The organism is Pandoraea sp. (assembly GCF_004297875.1).
GTDB lineage: Bacteria > Pseudomonadota > Gammaproteobacteria > Burkholderiales > Burkholderiaceae > Pandoraea.
On sequence record NZ_SCSK01000014.1, the window covers coordinates 1 to 16,786 of the forward strand.

The window sequence follows — 16,786 nt, forward strand, 5'->3', positions numbered from 1 at the left end:
AGGCGCTTCATCTCGCAGGTCGTCGCATCGAGCGGGCGCATTGCCACGCAGCCGATGACTTGCCGGTCTTGCCAGGCAAGCAGGACACGGCCTTGCGGTTCGGCGTATTTGCCGGGCAGGCCCGCGAGCTCCTCCTCGAAATTCTGGAAGCACAGGTCGATGTCCAAGCTGTCGGCATACTCGCGAAAGATGGCTTGCACTGCGTCGAGATGCTCGGGGAAGACGGCTGATCTGATGTCGGTCATATCGAAGAACCCATGCCCGGGTTTTAACATGCGATCCGGCGCCAAGTGTATGCCATTCACGTGTGGCAGGAAAGCCGGCCAAGGCCTTTGGGTTGCGCGATACGCTCAGCAAACCTATCTTCCCGGTGCTATGCTAATTGGCTAAATAATCATCAATCTCAGGAGAGCATCCCATGCCCCGTGTCGATGTCAGCATCAAGACTCGCGATGGCGTTTGTCCCGCCTCAGTGTTTACTCCCGCCGCCGTGGCCGGACCCTGGCCGGCGGTGATTTTTTTCATGGATGGTTACGGCATTCGCCCTGCTTTGTGGGAAATGGCGCAACGTCTTGCCGATGGCGGTTATCTGGTGCTGTTGCCCGATCTGTATTACCGCGATGGGCCGTATGAGCAGATGGTGCCGAAGGCGGCGGCGGCCGACCCGGCGCTGAAGGACGCGATGATGGCCAAGGTGAGAAGCCTCGACCGTGACCGCAAGGTGGCCGATGCGGGGGCGTTTATCGAGTACCTGGGTTCGCGCAATGATGTGAAGGGGTCGCGGTTTGGCGCGACCGGCTATTGCATGGGCGGCAACGTGTCGCTCACGGCCATCGGCGCCTTCCCCGAGCGCTTCGCCGCGGCTGCGTCGTTCCACGGCGGCGGGCTGGCCGCCAATAATCCGGACAGTCCACATCATTTCGTCGGCAAGATCACCGGCCGCGTGTACGTGGCCGGTGCGGTCGAGGACGGATCGTTCCCCGACGAGCAGAAACAGCGGCTGGAGCAGGCGTTGACCGAAGCCAAAGTGCCGCACGTGGTGGAAACCTATCCGGGCGCGCTGCACGGCTTCGCCGTACCGGATCATACCGTCTACAACGAACAGGCCGCCGAGCGGCATTGGACGGCCCTGTTCACGCTCTTTGCGCAGACGCTGGGCGCCGCCGTCCGATAATGCGCCGCACCTGCTCATCGGCCCGGCCGTCGGCGCAGGCGATGTCAGTGCGCGGCCGCGTCGACGAAGTCCGATGTATAGGTCTTGGATAAATCGACATAGCCAGACTTGACCGACGGCTCGATGGTCGAAAGCAGGCGCAGTACGTTGGCTGGTCCGTCGGCGGGCATGCGGCCGTCGCTCGAGAACATCGGCAGGAACGCTTCGAGGGCCGTCGTGTAGAGCGCCCTGTGGCGGCCGTAATACGAGGGCGGCAGCAACGCGACGATCTGCGAGGCGCTATGGCTGTGTATGTAGTGCAGCGTCTTGACGAAAGCGCGCACCAGCTTGCCGGCGTCGCCGCGATGGCTCTCGACCCAGGCCGATGGCATGTAGAGGCAACCTGCCGGGTAGTCGCCACCGAGTGCAGCCCGAGTGCCGGCCTCGGTGCGCAGGTCGACCAGTATCTTGGCCTCGCCGCCGGCGAGCAACACGGCGGCCGTCGGGTCGGTAGTCATGCCGGCGGCGATGCGGTGGTTGCGCATCGCGTCGATAAAGGTCGTGCCGGCGCTCACGGCCACCATCGTGTAATCGTGGCGGCTCAGGCCGGCCCCGGTCATGAGGTACTGCGTGAGAAAATCGGTCGAGGAGCCCAGATCGGTCACGCCGAGCACTCTGCCCTTGAGGTCGGCCGGCGTTCTGATGCGCGCCGCGTCTCGTGTCGACACCAGCTCGACTTCACCCGGCGTCCTGGTCAGTTGCACCAGTGACACGACTTCGGTGCCTTTGCTCTGCAAGTCGATGGTGTGGTCATAGAAGCCGACTACGCCCTGCACCGCGCCGGCGATCATTTCGTCTTCGGCGTTCACGCCAGCCGGCTCGGTCACGACGTCGACATCCAGCCCCTCCTGCTTGAAATAGCCCAAACGTTCAGTGAGGATCGCCGGCAGGTAAATGAGCTTGTTGATGCCGCCGACCATGATGGTGATCTTTTCGGCGGCCCCCACCGTACCGGCAAGGCCGCCCAGGGCAATTGCGACAGCGGTAGCACCGACGATGCGGGTCAAATGGTTCATTCGTTGTCTCATTTATGAATTTATAGGAATGCTTGCGTTGCCTCGGCGGAGGCCATACCGCTGGCTCTTGCTGCGTCTGCGGCGCCGCCGTGCCGCCACGCCTGTGTTTTGCGTCATGCCGCGCCGGTCGGCAATTGCACCAGCGCGCTCAATCCGGTCTGGTCAGGCCGGCCGAGCAGTTCTACTTTGGCACCGCACGCCTTGGCCGCCTCGCTGACGATCGCCAGGCCCAGACCGAACCCACAGTTGTCAGACGTGTTGCCGCGGCTAAATCGCTCGAAGACGTGCGGTCGCACTTCGGCGGGAATGCCAGGGCCGGTATCATCGACCCGCACGCTCGCTTGCGTGCCGGCATGGGTGACCAGAAGTGTGACATTGCCGCCGCGCGGTGTGTAGCGCACGGCATTGTCGACCAGATTGAAGAGCAGCGCGTGCAACAGTGTCGGATGAGTCATCACATTCACATTGGCGCTGGCCGGATCGAGCCCGAGATCGATACCCTTGTCGTCGGCCAGAACAGATAGTTCGGCTTGCACTTGTTGTGCCAGCTCCAGCAGATTCACCGATTGACGCGGCAAGTTGGTGCCACGGCTGGCTTCAGCATGCGAGAGGCTCAGCAACTGGTTAATCAGGTCCTTCAGACGACGCGAGCAAGCACGCAGTGCCTGTAGCGTCTCGCTCAATTCCGGGCTGGCCTCGAGATGGCTGGCGTAGTCGAGTTGCGTACTCATCAGCGCAACCGGCGTGCGTAATTGGTGCGCGGCATCGGCGATGAAGCGCTTTTGCAGGTTGACCTGTCTGGTCAGTCGCGTGGCGTACTGATTGATCGTCTCGACGATCGGTTGCAGCTCGCGCTGCAGCTCGGTCGTGCGCAGCGGCGTGAGATCGTCCATCTCGCGTGCCTGCAGGTCGCGCCGCAACTGCAGCAGCGGCCGCAGCTCGAGCGTGAGGCCGACCAGCATGAGCACCAGCGCCAACACCAGCAGGGCGGATTCGTGCAGCAGGGCAGGCCACCATAGGCTCAGGATGCGGTGCTTGAAGGCGTGGCGGCTCTCGGCCACGCTTACCAGAACGGCGATCGAGTGACCATGGCGGTAGAGGCGGCGCATGAGGGTCACCAGGCGCAGCGTCTTGCCGTGGTAGTCGATGCTGCGGTACCGTGGAATGCCATTCGGTGGCGGTACACCGCTCGTCAGATCGGGCCAGCCGGCGAGCAATTCGCCGGACGCGGTCAGCACTTGAAAGTAGACGCGGTCGCGCTCCTGCGAGGCGAACATCTGCAGGGCCGCGGGCGGGGTCTCGGCCCGCAGGGCGTCTTGCCGCCAGCCGACTTGCCCCGCCATCATTTCGGCCGAGGCGAGCAACTGACGGTCCTGCACCAGCAACGCCATTTGCCGAGCGTTGCGCCAGGACAGCGCGGCGGTCAAGGCGAGCGCTGCGAGCATCGGAATCAGCACCCACAGCAGCAGGCGCACACGCAGGTTATTCATGTGAGCGAGCCGGTGCCGGCGTCGCGCAGCAGGTAGCCCAGGCCGCGCAGGGTGAGGATGCGCACGCGCGAGGCCGAGAGTTTGCGGCGCAGGCGGTGGACGTAGGTCTCGATCGCGTTTTCGCCGGCGTCGGCGCCCAGTTCGAAGACGCTGAGCATCAACTGGGCTTTTGTGACAGTCTGGCCTTGACGCAGGATCAGCGCCTCGAGCACGCGTTGCTCGCGCGGCGTGAGCTCCAGCGGTTGGCCGGCGGCGTGAAATTCATGCGTATTCAGGTCGAACTGGAGGTCGGCGCATTGCACCAGCGACTGGCCACTCCTGCTGTTGCGGCGGATGAGTGCGCGAATGCGGGCGACCAGTTCCGGCATTTCGAACGGTTTGACGACGTAATCGTCTGCGCCCAGGTCGAGGCAATCGACCTTGATATCGAGCGCGGCGTTGGCGGTGAGCACGAGCACTGGCATGTCGTTGCGCCGCCGTCGCATGCGGCGCAGCACGCTGCGGCCATCCATCGTGGGTAGCCGCAGGTCAAGCAGCAGCAGGTCGTATTGCGATTGGTCGAGGTGCCAGATGGCATCGGCGCCGTCGTGCACGCAATCCACGGAAAAGCGTTCGGCGTGCAAGGCTTTGCTCAGCCATAGGGCCAATTCAAGATTGTCTTCTACGAGCAACAATTTCATAGCTTGGAAGCACCGGATTGCACGGGGCACGGGCATGGCCCGGCCCCGCGTCTTTGCGACCCGGGGCCAACTTGCACGTACTGTAAGTTAGCCCCGTGCATCGCCACAATCGGTTATTTCCCTGCGTTCGGCGCACTAGCCAACAACGCGTTAGCCTTGACGACGTATTGGTTGGTATAGGTCGCGGCCAGGTCGATCGGCTGGTGGATTTTGCCTGCAAGCTTCTCGACAGACAGCACCGTCTGCGGGCCGCCCTCGGGCATCATGCCGTCGGGGAGGAACTGCCCTTTGTCTTGCGCGAGCGCCTTGATGTACTCCTGCTTGCTGGAGAGCTGGTTGCTGACGAAGTCGGGCGGCAAGTGATCGGCGATATCGGCGGCGCTGTGAGTGTGAATCCAGTGCATCGTCGCCACCATCGCGTCAACCACCTTTTGCGTCAGGTCCGGGTGTGCCTGCACCCAATCGGCGCGGGCCAGCACGCTGGCCGTCGGCCAGAAACCGCCGAGCCACATCTTGACGCCGTCGCCGGTGGCCAGGTCCATCGCCGAGTAGCCAATGCCCATTTTTTCGATCGCGTTGACGGTCGGCTGGGTCGTCATGCCACACACGATGCGGCCATGCTCGAGCGACCCAATCAGCGTCTGGCCGGCACCCACGCCGACACGAGTGAACTGCTTGGGCGTGAGATGGTAGCGGGCCGCCAGATAGAGCGTGAGATCGTCGGTACCCGAGCCCAGGTCGGTCACGCCGACGACCTTGCCCTTCCAGTCTTCCGGTGACTTGACGCCCGAGCCCTTGGCGCACATCTCGCGCTCGCCGGGGGCGCCGCTTAGCTGAACAATATCGATCACCTTTTTGCCATGCTGCTGGAAATCGATGGTGTGTACATACCACGCGCCGGCCAGATCCACCTGACCCGAGACCATCGCGTCTTCGGCTCCCACGCCGCCGGCCTGTTCGGTGCTCAGCACCATATTGACGCCGTACTTCTTGAAAAAACCGAGATTCTGCGCGAGTTGGTAGGGCAGGTAAATCTGTTTGTCGATGCCGCCCACCATCATTGTCACGGTCGGCAATTTCGCCGCATAACTTTGTGTGCTCGCAAGTCCGGCCAGGCACATCATGCCCAGCACCAGATGCGAAATCAGCTTGCTTCCCTTCATAGCGTATATCTCCTTGGTTGTGCGAGATCCCGACATGGGTCTCTTATCTGGCTGTCGACCCGCGATGAATCGAACGGCCTGGGGTGCGCCGGTCATAAGCGCTTGTTCAGATGCCCGGCATACTGGTCTCGCTGGCCGAGGGCGGTTGCCAGGACAGTAGCCGCTTTTCCAGCATCGACATCAGCGCCTCGGCGCTCAATGCCAGTACGCCGATAATCAACATCGCGCCGAACACGCCGTTGGCGTCAAAGGTGTTCTGTGCCGTCGCGATGACCAGGCCCAGGCCTTGCTGAGCGCCAAGAAATTCGCCGACGATGGCGCCGATGATCGAGAAGCCAAGAGCCACGTGCAGGCTGGCGATGATCCAGGTCATCGCCGATGGGAACACCACGTGACGGATTACCTGCAGGCGTGAAGCACCGAGAATGCGGGTGTTGGCGACGAAATTGCGATCGACGCTCCGCACCCCCTGGAACGCGTTGAAGAACACCACGAAGAACACCAGTACGGCAGCCAACAGCACCTTGGACGACATGCCCAGGCCGAGCCACATGACAAACACCGAGCCAAGCACGATGCGCGGCAGCGCATTGATGACTTTGATTAGCGGGCCTATCACGTCGGCTAGATAGGGAATTTCGCCAAGCAGGACGCCCAGCACGACGCCGCTCGTCACCCCGGCGGCAAACCCCAGCAGCGACTCTTCCAGGGTGATCCAGATTTGCAGCCAGATCGAACCGTAGGGCGTGCCTCGTTGGACCCACTCCCACAGCCGGATAGCGATGCCGCTGGGCGAGCCGAAGAAGAACGGATCGATAATGTTCCAGGCACTCAGGAGCTGCCAGCCGCCAATAATCAGCGCGAGCAAGCTGGTCCGTCCGAGCAGTACGAGTCTCTTGCGGCGCTGTGTGCGGCGACGCGCGGCGGCGGCGATCGAGACAGCGTCGGAACCCGCCGGCCTGAAGTCGGCCGGGGAGTCTGCGGTGGTTACCAAGGTTTTACCGCTGGTCATGCTGCTACTCCTTTGACTTTCGATATGTCGGTCGTGCGCGAGTAGGCTTGCTCCACTTCCTCGCGCAGCGATTCCCATATCTGCTGATACAAATCCAGAAATCGATGATTGAATCGGATCTCCTGCACCGCGCCGCGCGGGCGAGGCAGGTCGATTTCGAAGACAGCCTTGACAGTGGCCGGACCGGCGGTCATGACGACCACTCGATCGGCCAGTGCGATGGCCTCCTCCAGGTCGTGCGTGACGAATAGCACTGAGGGTCGGGTCTTTTCCCAAAGCGTCAGCAGCTCGTTGGACATGATGGCGCGCGTTTGAACGTCCAGCGCCGAGAATGGCTCGTCCATCAACAGCATGGACGGCTCGTTGATCAGCGCGGCGGCCAGGCTCACACGCTTGCGCATGCCGCCCGAGAGCTGATATGGATAGTAATTCTCGAAGCCGGCCAGACCCACGAGACGCAGCCACTCGCGGGCCGATTCGCGCGCTTCGTTTTTGGGTACGCCTCGAAAAGTCGGCCCCAACGCCACGTTGGCCAGGATTGACTTCCATGGAAGCAGCGCGTCGTTCTGAAATACGAAGCTCGCCCCCTTGGTAATGCCGTTGACCTGTTGGCCGGACACGCGTACCGTGCCCGCGCTCGGGCGATAGAGCCCGGCAGCCAGGGTCAGTGTGGTGGACTTGCCGCACCCGGTGGGACCCACTACCGCACAAAATACCCCGGGCTCGACCACCAAGTTCACATCGCGCAGGGCGGTTTTTTCCGTGCCTTCCCGGGTGACGAAACTTTTTGTCACCCCCGAAAACTCAATACCGCCTTGCCTTGTCAACGTCTCTGCCATAGCAAACAAACCTCATTAACTGTACCGATTAAGCAAAAAGAACTTTTTTCAAGCGCACTCGAATTCGCGGCATTGGCCGCCATGCCGCACAGGAATGGCGCCGCCGGTGCCGCTCGCTAGTCGAGCTCCTTCCAAATCGCGGTTGTCGCCGCAGCGAAATTCCTGGGTTTCATCACCCCCTTGGGCCGGCCGCCAGCTCATCGCAGCTCAATCGCAACTGCGATAGCCGGAGCCAACACTCGTTAGAAATGCCAAATGCCACCGACTTCGATGCGCTTGGCTGTTTGCGGCGAGATGCCGGTCGATGCCTGGTAGGTTTTCTGGCCCCACATGGCCTCGATCCCTACGTCGACCGTCTTGGTCGGTTGCAGGATCAGGTTGACGTGGACCGTCTTGGTCGTGACGGCGTTTTGCGCGTCGGCCGGCAGGAACCCCGCCAGGCGCTGGTGGTTGAAGCCGAAGCCGATGTTGGTCCGCAGCTTGGAGGTCCACCAGTGCTGGAAGTACACGGTGCCGCCGACATCGGGCTGCACCTGGACGGCGGTCGCGCCGGTCGGGTCGGCCGCTGTGCCGTTGTTGATCGCGAGCGTTGAAGCGGTGTTCGCGCCGAAGTCATCAGGAATGTAGCGGGCCATCGCGCCGTACCAGGCCTGGAAGCCCACGTTGTCGCGACCGAGTCCAAAGCTGGTATGCAGGATATTCCACGTGGCGCCGACGATTGCCGCAGCGGCGAATTTGGTGGTCCGCACACCGTTCTGGTCGGTAAATCCCAATTCGCGGGCGACGGCCGACACTTGATAGTGACCCCAGTCGCCGCTGCGCTCGTATTTCGCGGTGAAGTCCGGTAGCGGATTTGTTTGGGTCGCTACCTCGATATTGCCCTGTGTGTCCTGGTAGCCTGTTTGTGGGTTTTCTATCGAGAATGACAGCGCGCCGCCCGCATGCAGCGGTAGGGTATAGCGGATCTGCGGCGTGTGGGCGCCCGGCACGCCGGCTGGGCCGGCGTTGTCGAAGGTTTCCTCCTGGTCGGGGTCGTCGATGAAGTTCGAATTCGCCTGCCCGAACAGCCAGTGGCCGATGGTGCCGTAGGCATAGACGATGCGGGCACCCCAGTTATTGTTTTGCAGTGCCTGATTGTTGTCGCCTCCCGCGGTGTAACCGTAGAAGTCCAGCGAGATATTGGTGTTGATGTCCCCGTATGGACTCGGGGTGCTGGTCTGCACGATCAGCCTTGAGACTTTGTCCTGGAAGTGGAAAGTGCGTCCCGATTGCGCCCGCGCCGGACCGCTTGGCAGCAAATTGCCAATGGCGAATTTGGGCCCGAGATTTTGCGTGGGGTCGTAGATGCCCTGGAAGTTGACGAATCCGCCGATGCGCATCGAGGTATCGGTGCCAGGCAATTTGAAGGATCCTGGCATGGCACCACGCATCACATAACCCGGGTCCGCCATGCCCAGTGCCTCGGCTTTGGTCGGCGGTACGCTATCGGGTAGAGCCGGGCCCGGGGCCGCAGCGGCCTGGGCCGTTTGCACGGTGCCGGCTGGAGATTGCTGGGCGTGCCAGTGCTTTTGCTGTGCTTGCTTGAGCTGGTTCAACTGCGTCGACAGGTTGTTGATTTCCGCCTGCAGCCTGCTGAGCTCGTCGGCGTGCGCCAACGGCATGGCGACCAGGCCCGCAATCGCAGTGCACATCACCCGGGCTTTGAACGACTGCGGCGTGATCGAGCGAAGTGAACAGCCTGAGAATCCCTTGCGTTTTTTCATCCAGTTGTCTCCTGCATATGATTGTTTTCGTCCCGTACCGCCCGGACAGGGCTGGGTATACGGTGTGCTCATGGTAGGGAGGGCTAGCTGTCAGATAGCTGTCAGCCGCGACGCAGATTCGCCGGTGTTAACCCTAGGTGCGCTCGTCTTGAGGGAAGTGAGCGTGCACGCGACGACGCGGCGGGCAAGGGGGCTTGATCCGGGCCGGGAAAAAAGCGCGGCCATCGCTTTGATAATGCTTTTCAGCGGCCTGTCGGCCACCTAAACTGTTGATTCGCGCAGTACCGGGTATTGTCGTATTGGCCGGAGCGCTACAGGTGGCCGAACACCGGCCGTGACGATGATTGTGGGCTTTTCTGACGGGAAAACCATGAAACTGATTGGCATGCTCGATTCACCCTTTGTCCGCCGCACCGCCATATGCATGAAATTGCTCGGTCTCGAGTTCGAGCATCAGTCGCTCTCGGTGTTCAGGACATATGACGAATTTCGTCGCATCAATCCGGTGGTCAAGGCGCCGACACTGTTGCTCGACGATGGCCAGTGTCTGATGGATTCGACGCTGATTCTCGACTACGCCGAGACGCTTGCCAATCCGCGCAAGACGCTGATGCCACGTGACCCCGCGGCGCGACTGCACGAGCTCAAATTGATCGGGCTGGCTCTCGCGGCAAGCGAGAAGTCCGTGCAGCTCGTCTACGAGCAAAAGCAACGGCCCGCCGATAAGCAATACGAGCCCTGGGCCGCGCGTGTTAGCGAGCAGTTGCATGCCGCGTATGCGGTGCTCGAGAAAGACATCACCTCGCGGCCGTTGCCCACCGATCCGAGCCGGTTCAGCCAGGCCAGCGTTTCGATTGCCGTGGCGTGGCGCTTTACGCAGATGATGCTGCCCGATGTCGTGGCCGAGACGGATTACCCGGCGCTGCGGTTGTTCGCGGCGTTTGCCGAACGGCAGCCGGTGTTCATGCAGACCCAGCCTGAGTGACGTCGAGGCCGGTTTTCCGCAGCGTCCTGACGCTCTGGCTTGCTCGCCGGATTATGGAATTTTACGGTCATCGGATTTCCATTTTCGGATTCGTCTGACAGGCGAGCGAGGCAATTGAGATTACCTTTCAATCCACTCGGGGGCAAGTATGGACCGATCGGCAAGCCGTATCGGCCTTTTCCGGTAGCACGGTACAAGGGAGAGTTGCATGAGCAAGCGCATTCGGTGGCATGTTGTCGCGGCAGAAGACAAGAGTCCGGTAGTGACCTACGTGAGGCCCGCCGCAAGGGAGCCGCTCGCGAGCGGGCCGGTGGCGTTTCATGATTTGCGGGCGCGTCTGCGCACCTTTGCAAGCCGGCGGCTGGCGTTGCTTCGCTATGTCTATCGCCGCGAGGCTTTGTCGATGAGCGTGCTGGTGAGCGCCGATTGGGAGCGCAAGCGCCGATAGGATGCTGCCACCCACCAAAAGAAAAAGCCGGTCGAAACCGGCTTTTTTTCATGCTCGCGCGATGACATGCGCGTATTGCTGGCGTATCAGTCGGTGCCGCCGACGGCCGGCTCGCCGTGGCCGGCCGCATCCTCACCGATGGCGCCAGCCTTGCGCGCTTCGTGGTGGTGATCGGCCGCCAGGAACATATACATGGCAGGCACCACGAACAGCGTGAACAGCGTGCCTATCGACAAGCCGGTGAAGATCACCAGCCCCATGGCGTGCCGGCCCGCCGCGCCGGCGCCGGAGGCGAACACCAGCGGCGCGACGCCCAGCACCATTGCCGCGGTGGTCATCAGGATCGGGCGCAGCCGTACCGCGGCAGCTTGCTCCAGGGCCTCGCGCTTGCTGCGTCCGGCCCGCTGCAATTCATTGGCGAATTGCACGATCAGGATCCCGTGCTTACTGATCAGCCCCATCAGGGTCACCAGCCCGACCTGCGTATAAATATTGAGCGAGGCGAAGCCGATGTTGATGAACAGCAGCGCACCGAACAGGGCCATCGGCACCGAGACCAGGATCACGATCGGATCGCGGAAGCTTTCGAACTGGGCCGCCAGCACCAGAAATACGATGATGGTTGCGAACAGAAGCGTATAGACGAACCCTCCCGATTCCTGCTCGAACTGGCGCGATGCTCCCGAGAAATCGACCGAGTAGCCACTGGGCGCGACCTCCTTGGTGATCTTGGTGAGGTAGTTCAACACCTCCGCTTGCGATGCGCCAGGGACCGCGACGCCTGAGATGGTGGCCGAGTTCAGCTGCTGGAAGTGGTTGATCGACTCGGGCACCACGCTGGTTTTCAGACTCGCTACCGTCGAGGCAGGAATCACCGCGCCATTTGGCGTATGCAGATAGTAATTCAGGATCTGCGACGGATTGAGCCGGTCGACCTGCAGCACCTGCGGGATCACCTTGTACGAGCGCCCGGCAATCGAGAAGTAGTTGACATACCCGCCACCGAGCGCGGCCGACAGCGTATTGCCGACATCCGCATCGGTCAGGCCGAGCGAGGCCACCTTGTCGCGGTCGACTTCCAGCGTGCTCTGCGGCTTGTCGATCTTGAGGTCGCTGTCGACGAAGAAGAACATGCCCGAGGCCCGTGCCTTGGCGAGCACCTGCTGCGAAACGTCGTTCAGGTTCTGGAACGGCTCGGTGGTGGTGATGACGAATTGCACCGGCAAGCCTTGCGAACCAGGCAGCGGCGGGAACTGGAACGCGGCGACCTGGGCGCCGGCGATGTGGCTCCATTTCTCCTGCAGTTCCTGCTGCAATTGCATCGCGCTCTTTTTACGTTGATCCCACGGCTTGAGCAATACGCCGCCGATGCCCTGGTTAATGGTCGGCACGCCGGTCAACTGGAACATTTGCGCGTATTCAGGAATGCTTTTGGCCGCGTCGAAGACCTGGTCGGCGTAGGTATCCATTTGCTGGATCGTCGCGTTGGGCGGCCCTTGCATGTGTGCGAGCACGATGCCCTGGTCTTCCTGCGGCGCCAGTTCGGACTTCGAAGTCATGAACAGATATACGGTACCGGCCAGCAGCAGGGCGCCCATGACCACCAGCACGACCCAGGTATCGAGCAGGCTGCGCAGCATGCGCTGGTAGCCATGGTGCACCCGGTCGAACTGGCGATCGATGAATTGCACGAAACGCCCGGATTCCTGTTGCGCGCTGAAGAAACGCGAGCACATCATCGGCGAGAGCGTCAGGGCGATCACGCCCGACATCGCGACGGCGCCGGCCAGCGTGAATGCAAACTCGGTGAACAGCGCGCCGGTCAGGCCGCCCTGGAAGCCGATCGGCACGTACACGGCCACCAGCACCACGGTCATCGCCAGAATCGGGCCGCCCAGCTCACGTGCGGCCAGCAGCGCCGCTTCGAGCGGCTTCTTGCCTTCTTCCTTCATGTGCCGGTCGACGTTTTCGACCACGATAATGGCGTCGTCGACGACCAGCCCGATTGCCAGCACCAAAGCCAGCAACGTGAGCAGGTTGACCGAATAGCCAAGCACCAGCATGACGAAAAAGGTGCCGATCAGCGACAGCGGCATTGCCACGACCGGGATGATCACCGCCCGCAGGCTGCCGAGGAACAGGAAGATGACGACCGTGACAATCAGCAATGCCTCGATCAGCGTCTTGACCACTTCCTTGATGGACGTGTTCACGAAGTCGGTCGCGTCGTACACGATCTTGCCGGTCAGCCCGGTCGGCAACTGCGCCTGAAGCGCCGGGAACGCGTCGCGCACACGCTTGGCGACGTCGAGTACGTTGGCGTCCGGCGCTGTTTTGATCCCGATGAAGACCGAGCGCTTGCCACTGAAGGCGACGCTGAAGTCATAGTTGTCGGCGCCCAGCGTAACGTTGGCCACATCCTGCAGGCGCACGAGCGCGCCATTTTTCGACTTGACGACCAGGTGCTTGAACTCGTCGACCGAATGCAGGTCGGTGTCGGCCGTCATCTCGACGCTTACCATTTGCCCCTTGGTGGTGCCCAGGGCCGCCAGGTAGTTGTTATTGGCCAGCGCCGTATACACATCGGCTGCGGTCACGCCGTGCGCGGCCATGCGCTGCGGGTCGAGCCAGGCGCGCAGGGCGAATTGCCGCCCGCCGAGGATTTCCGCGGTTTGCACGCCCTGGATCGAATCCAGCTTGGGCTTGACCACGCGCAGCAGGTAGTCCGTCACGTTGTTGCCGGGCAGCACATCGCTGTAGAAGCCCATGTACATCGTGTCGGTCGTCTGTCCGGTCTGGACCGTGATGACCGGCTGCTGGGCCTGTGCCGGCAACTGATTGCGCACGGCGTTGACCTGCGTGGTGATCTCGGTCAGCGCGCGGTTGGCATCGTAATTCAGGCGCAGCGTGGCGGTGATCGTCGAGGTACCGCTGGTGCTGCTCGACGACAGGTAGTCGATGCCCTGAGCCTGCGCGATCGAGGCCTCCAGAGGCTGCGTGATAAAGCCGGCGACGGTGTTGGCATCCGCACCGTAGTAGGTGGTGGTGATGGTCACCACCGCGTTTTCCGTGCGTGGATACTCGCTGACGGTCAGGCTCGAGAGCGACCGGATCCCCAGCACGAGGATCAGCAGGCTGACCACCGCCGCCAGGACCGGCCGCTTGATGAAGATGTCCGTGAAATTCATCGCGGGGTTCTCACTGTTCCTGCGGCGTTGGGTTCGGCGAATCCGCCGGCAGCACCGAGTTGTTGATGATCAGCGGCGTGCCGTTCTTGAGCTTGAGCTGACCGCTGGTGATCACTTCCTCGCCCTCGGTCACGCCTTTCTCGATGGCCACCTGATCGCCGCGTGTGGCGCCCGTCGTGACGAACACCTGCTGCGCGGTCGGCATGGTTTTGCCCTGTGCGTTCGGTTTTGCACCCGGCTTGGCAATGAACACCGTCGCGCCATACGGGTTGTAGGTGATGGCGGTTTGCGGCAGCGTGAGGTAGCGCTGCGGCGTTCCGACATCGACCTTGACGGTGGCGTACATGCCCGGCAGCAGCTTGCCGGCGCGATTATCGATTTCCGCCTCGACCTGGACGTTGCGTGTAGCCGTATCGACCAGCGGGTTGATCGAGGTGATCTTGCCGGTGAACGTTTTGCCCGCGTAGGTGTTGTTTTGCAGCGCCACGGTCTGGCCGATCGCCAGCTTGCTGAAATCCTGCTGCGGCAAAGTGAAGTCGGCGTAAAGCGTGTCGGTGTCTTGCAATGTGACGATCATGTCGCCCGGATTCAGGTACTGGCCAGGGTTGACGGTGGTAATGCCCAGCCGGCCGGAGAAGGGCGCGCGAATCGTCTTTTTCTCGACGATCGCCGCTTGCTGGGCGGCCTGTGCGCGCGTGCTGCGCAGGTTTGCTTCGTCGGCGTCGAGCGTGGCCTTGGCGATGACCTTCAATTCATATTGCTTCTTGTCGCGGTTGTATACCGTTTGCGCGAGGTCCGCCTGGGCCTGCAGTGCGTGCAGCTGGGCGATGTCGGAATCGGCATTGAGCTGCACCAGCACCTGGCCGGCCTTGACGTGGCTGCCCGACTTGATGTGCACCTCGCGCACCAGTCCGGCGATCTCGGTGGTCACATTGACGCCGCGCACCGCGCGCAGGCTGCCAACGGCGGACAGTTGCGGCTGCCATGTCTGGTAACTCGCCTTGATGGACGAAACCGTGACCGGCGGCGCCGAGTTGGCCGCCATGAACTTCTTGATCATGGCCGCTTTGAAAAGATTGAAGCCGACCAGCGCCCCGAGCAACACCAGGACGCAAATCAGCATGATTGCCATGCGCTTCTTCATCGATTCTTCTCCATGGACGCTTTGGCCGCGTCTGCTTGCTGCGTTTGTTTCGATTGGTCATGCCACCAGCCGCCGCCGACCGCCTGGAACAGGGCGGCCGTATCGGCGTAGCGTGCGGCCTGGGCCTGCACCAGATTGACGACGGCTTGCTGGTATTGACGCTGCGAGTCGAGCAGCGACAGATAGCTCACCGCGCCCAGCCGATACTGCTGCTGGCTCAGATCGAGCGAGGCCCGCGCGGCGCGCTCGGCGTCGGCCTGTGCATTCAGCGCGTGCGCATCGTTATCCAGCGCGCGCAGCGAGTCGGCCACGTTCTGGAATGCCTGCAGGACGGTCTGCCGGTATTGCGCGGCGGCCTGGTCGTAGGCGGCCTCGGCTGCGCGCTTTTGCGACAGCAGTTGCCCGCCGTGGAACAGCGGCTGCAACAATCCGGCGCCCAGACTCCAGATCGCATTGCCGGCACGGAACGCGCCGGCCGGAGTCAGCGCGTCCGTGCCATAACTGCCGGTGATATTCAATTGCGGATACATCAGGGCGGTTGCCACGCCCACCTTGGCGCTGGCCGCGTGCAGTGTTGCATCGGCCGCCAGGATGTCCGGCCGCTGACGCACCAGTGCCGAAGGCAGGCTCACCGGCAGGTCCTTGGGCAGCGAAAAGTCGGATAGGCGGAACTCGGGCAACGAACCATCCGACGGCGGCTGGCCCGCCAGCACGGCGATCTGATGCCGGGTGACGTCGAGCGCTTGCCGCAGCGGAGGCAGCGCGGCGAGCGTTTGCGCCAATGTGGTGCGCTGCGCCAGCACGGCGGCCTGATTCACGCCGCCGAGCTCGAATTGCTGGTTGAGGAGATCGAGCTGGTGACGCTGGTCGCCGGCGATGCGCTCGGTGGCTTCGATTTGGGCACGCAAGGAGGCTTCCTTGATGCTGGCCGTCACGAGATTGGCCGTGAGCGCCAGGTAGGCGGCCTGCCATTGGTAACGCTGGTAGTCGACCTGTGCGCCCAGGGCCTCGAGCTGGCGGCGCGCGCCGCCGAACAGATCGAGCGAATACGACACGCTGACCGAAGCGTTGTACAAATTGAAAATCGAATCTCTGCCGGGTTGGCCGATCGTCAGTCCCGAGGTTTTCTGCCGCGAGGCGCCGAGCTTGGCGTCGAACGCCGGGAACAGCGCACTGCCGACTTCGGCATTGAGGTTTTCCTGGGATTACCGCAAGGCCGCCTGCGCGGCGGCCAGCGTCGGGCTGTTATCCAGGGCCTGGCGAATCAGCGCGTCGAGCGGGGCGCAATGAAATAGCGTCCACCACTGCCCCGGAATGTCTTGCGCGGCGACGAAGTGCTGCGCCTGGCCGGCGTCGCCCGCCAGACCTTGGGTCGCCACCGTTTGCGCCGGCAGCGGGGTCGCCGTGTACTGCTTGCCCGGCGGCGGTGCCGGCGTGCGGTAATCGGGCCCGACCGCGCACGCTGCGAGCGACGCGCCCAGGGCGATGACCGTCATCGCTCTTATTGTCTTGTTCGCGCCAAGCCGGCGCTGCCGGCCGCTGGCACGTTCCAGTCCATCACCCATCCGCTTGCTCCTGATCACAACCGGTTCCTTGTATGAACGCAATCGTCATGCCCTCGTCGCATGACAAGCGCCGCACATTGCATCCGACCGGCTTATGACTTTATCGCATGGAATGTGGACACTACTGTGTTTTTCAACAGCACTTGCGAGTGCGAAGCCTATCGTAAATTCGGGATGATGAATAGAGGCTTACGAAAAATCTTAAAGCGATCATGTGCCTGTTTCACACAGCGGTTTATTAGTAGGCCGATATAGCACTTGACGAAACGGGAAATTTCGT

Annotated in this window: 12 protein-coding genes and 2 pseudogenes; 3 read left to right on the plus strand and 11 right to left on the minus strand. The window is 62.3% G+C overall.

What is annotated here, in order from left to right:
- Positions 1-245 (minus strand): annotated as a pseudogene (locus tag EPN80_RS05610) (GNAT family N-acetyltransferase); the annotation flags it as partial.
- A gap of 173 nt (positions 246-418) precedes the next feature.
- Between EPN80_RS05610 and EPN80_RS05615 the strand changes: the two are divergent.
- Positions 419-1,174 (plus strand): dienelactone hydrolase family protein, encoded by a 756-nt coding sequence (locus EPN80_RS05615; RefSeq protein ID WP_293024645.1) that lies wholly within the window; start codon positions 419-421, stop codon positions 1,172-1,174.
- Between the two features lie 44 nt (positions 1,175-1,218).
- Here EPN80_RS05615 and EPN80_RS05620 read toward each other — a convergent pair whose 3' ends face one another.
- The 7 genes from EPN80_RS05620 to EPN80_RS05650 all read right to left on the minus strand — a co-directional run bounded on the left by EPN80_RS05620 (position 1,219) and on the right by EPN80_RS05650 (position 9,176).
- Positions 1,219-2,229: an ABC transporter substrate-binding protein gene (locus tag EPN80_RS05620; protein WP_293024646.1), complete on the minus strand. Its 1,011-nt coding sequence runs from the start codon at positions 2,227-2,229 to the stop codon at positions 1,219-1,221.
- 113 nt (positions 2,230-2,342) lie between these two features.
- Positions 2,343-3,719, minus strand: a complete 1,377-nt coding sequence (locus tag EPN80_RS05625) for a sensor histidine kinase (protein WP_293024647.1) — start codon at positions 3,717-3,719, stop codon at positions 2,343-2,345.
- Positions 3,716-4,399, minus strand: coding sequence for a response regulator (locus EPN80_RS05630; RefSeq protein WP_293024649.1), 684 nt, complete (start codon positions 4,397-4,399; stop codon positions 3,716-3,718). The genes EPN80_RS05625 and EPN80_RS05630 overlap by 4 nt, the downstream gene beginning before the upstream one ends.
- Positions 4,400-4,512: 113 nt before the next feature.
- Positions 4,513-5,562, minus strand: a complete 1,050-nt coding sequence (locus EPN80_RS05635; RefSeq protein WP_293024651.1) for an ABC transporter substrate-binding protein — start codon at positions 5,560-5,562, stop codon at positions 4,513-4,515.
- A 106-nt stretch (positions 5,563-5,668) separates the two neighbouring features.
- Positions 5,669-6,574, minus strand: a complete 906-nt coding sequence (locus EPN80_RS05640) for an ABC transporter permease (protein ID WP_293024653.1) — start codon at positions 6,572-6,574, stop codon at positions 5,669-5,671.
- Positions 6,571-7,413 (minus strand): ABC transporter ATP-binding protein, encoded by an 843-nt coding sequence (locus EPN80_RS05645; RefSeq protein WP_293024655.1) that lies wholly within the window; start codon positions 7,411-7,413, stop codon positions 6,571-6,573. The genes EPN80_RS05640 and EPN80_RS05645 overlap by 4 nt, the downstream gene beginning before the upstream one ends.
- A gap of 242 nt (positions 7,414-7,655) precedes the next feature.
- Complete coding sequence (locus EPN80_RS05650) at positions 7,656-9,176, minus strand: DcaP family trimeric outer membrane transporter (RefSeq protein WP_293024657.1); 1,521 nt, start codon at positions 9,174-9,176, stop codon at positions 7,656-7,658.
- A gap of 370 nt (positions 9,177-9,546) precedes the next feature.
- On the opposite strand from EPN80_RS05650, the gene EPN80_RS05655 reads away from it, so the two are divergent.
- Both EPN80_RS05655 and EPN80_RS05660 read left to right on the plus strand, forming a co-directional pair.
- Positions 9,547-10,161, plus strand: a complete 615-nt coding sequence (locus tag EPN80_RS05655) for a glutathione S-transferase N-terminal domain-containing protein (protein ID WP_293024659.1) — start codon at positions 9,547-9,549, stop codon at positions 10,159-10,161.
- A 208-nt stretch (positions 10,162-10,369) separates the two neighbouring features.
- Positions 10,370-10,609, plus strand: a complete 240-nt coding sequence (locus tag EPN80_RS05660) for a hypothetical protein (RefSeq protein ID WP_293024660.1) — start codon at positions 10,370-10,372, stop codon at positions 10,607-10,609.
- Positions 10,610-10,695: 86 nt separating this feature from the next.
- Here EPN80_RS05660 and EPN80_RS05665 read toward each other — a convergent pair whose 3' ends face one another.
- From EPN80_RS05665 to EPN80_RS05675, 3 genes and pseudogenes are all read right to left on the minus strand, one after another.
- The gene (locus EPN80_RS05665; protein ID WP_293024662.1) at positions 10,696-13,797 is read right to left on the minus strand and encodes an efflux RND transporter permease subunit; all 3,102 of its coding nucleotides are present in this window, start codon (positions 13,795-13,797) and stop codon (positions 10,696-10,698) included.
- Between the two features lie 10 nt (positions 13,798-13,807).
- Complete coding sequence (locus tag EPN80_RS05670; RefSeq protein ID WP_293024664.1) at positions 13,808-14,941, minus strand: efflux RND transporter periplasmic adaptor subunit; 1,134 nt, start codon at positions 14,939-14,941, stop codon at positions 13,808-13,810.
- Positions 14,938-16,437, minus strand: a pseudogene (locus EPN80_RS05675) (efflux transporter outer membrane subunit). Before EPN80_RS05675 ends, EPN80_RS05670 begins: the two are co-directional and overlap by 4 nt.
- Between the last annotated feature and the right edge of the window lie 349 nt (positions 16,438-16,786).

What these genes read in the sequence shown, in the direction of transcription:
- EPN80_RS05640 (WP_293024653.1), bottom strand. Translation starts at nt 6,574, where the DNA reads ATGACCAGCGGTAAAACCTTGGTAACCACCGCAGACTCCCCGGCCGAC.
- EPN80_RS05635 (WP_293024651.1), bottom strand. Translation starts at nt 5,562, where the DNA reads ATGAAGGGAAGCAAGCTGATTTCGCATCTGGTGCTGGGCATGATGTGC.
- EPN80_RS05630 (WP_293024649.1), bottom strand. Translation starts at nt 4,399, where the DNA reads ATGAAATTGTTGCTCGTAGAAGACAATCTTGAATTGGCCCTATGGCTG.
- EPN80_RS05615 (WP_293024645.1), top strand. Translation starts at nt 419, where the DNA reads ATGCCCCGTGTCGATGTCAGCATCAAGACTCGCGATGGCGTTTGTCCC.
- EPN80_RS05655 (WP_293024659.1), top strand. Translation starts at nt 9,547, where the DNA reads ATGAAACTGATTGGCATGCTCGATTCACCCTTTGTCCGCCGCACCGCC.
- EPN80_RS05650 (WP_293024657.1), bottom strand. Translation starts at nt 9,176, where the DNA reads ATGAAAAAACGCAAGGGATTCTCAGGCTGTTCACTTCGCTCGATCACG.
- EPN80_RS05645 (WP_293024655.1), bottom strand. Translation starts at nt 7,413, where the DNA reads ATGGCAGAGACGTTGACAAGGCAAGGCGGTATTGAGTTTTCGGGGGTG.
- EPN80_RS05660 (WP_293024660.1), top strand. Translation starts at nt 10,370, where the DNA reads ATGAGCAAGCGCATTCGGTGGCATGTTGTCGCGGCAGAAGACAAGAGT.
- EPN80_RS05670 (WP_293024664.1), bottom strand. Translation starts at nt 14,941, where the DNA reads ATGAAGAAGCGCATGGCAATCATGCTGATTTGCGTCCTGGTGTTGCTC.
- EPN80_RS05665 (WP_293024662.1), bottom strand. Translation starts at nt 13,797, where the DNA reads ATGAATTTCACGGACATCTTCATCAAGCGGCCGGTCCTGGCGGCGGTG.
- EPN80_RS05620 (WP_293024646.1), bottom strand. Translation starts at nt 2,229, where the DNA reads ATGAACCATTTGACCCGCATCGTCGGTGCTACCGCTGTCGCAATTGCC.
- EPN80_RS05625 (WP_293024647.1), bottom strand. Translation starts at nt 3,719, where the DNA reads ATGAATAACCTGCGTGTGCGCCTGCTGCTGTGGGTGCTGATTCCGATG.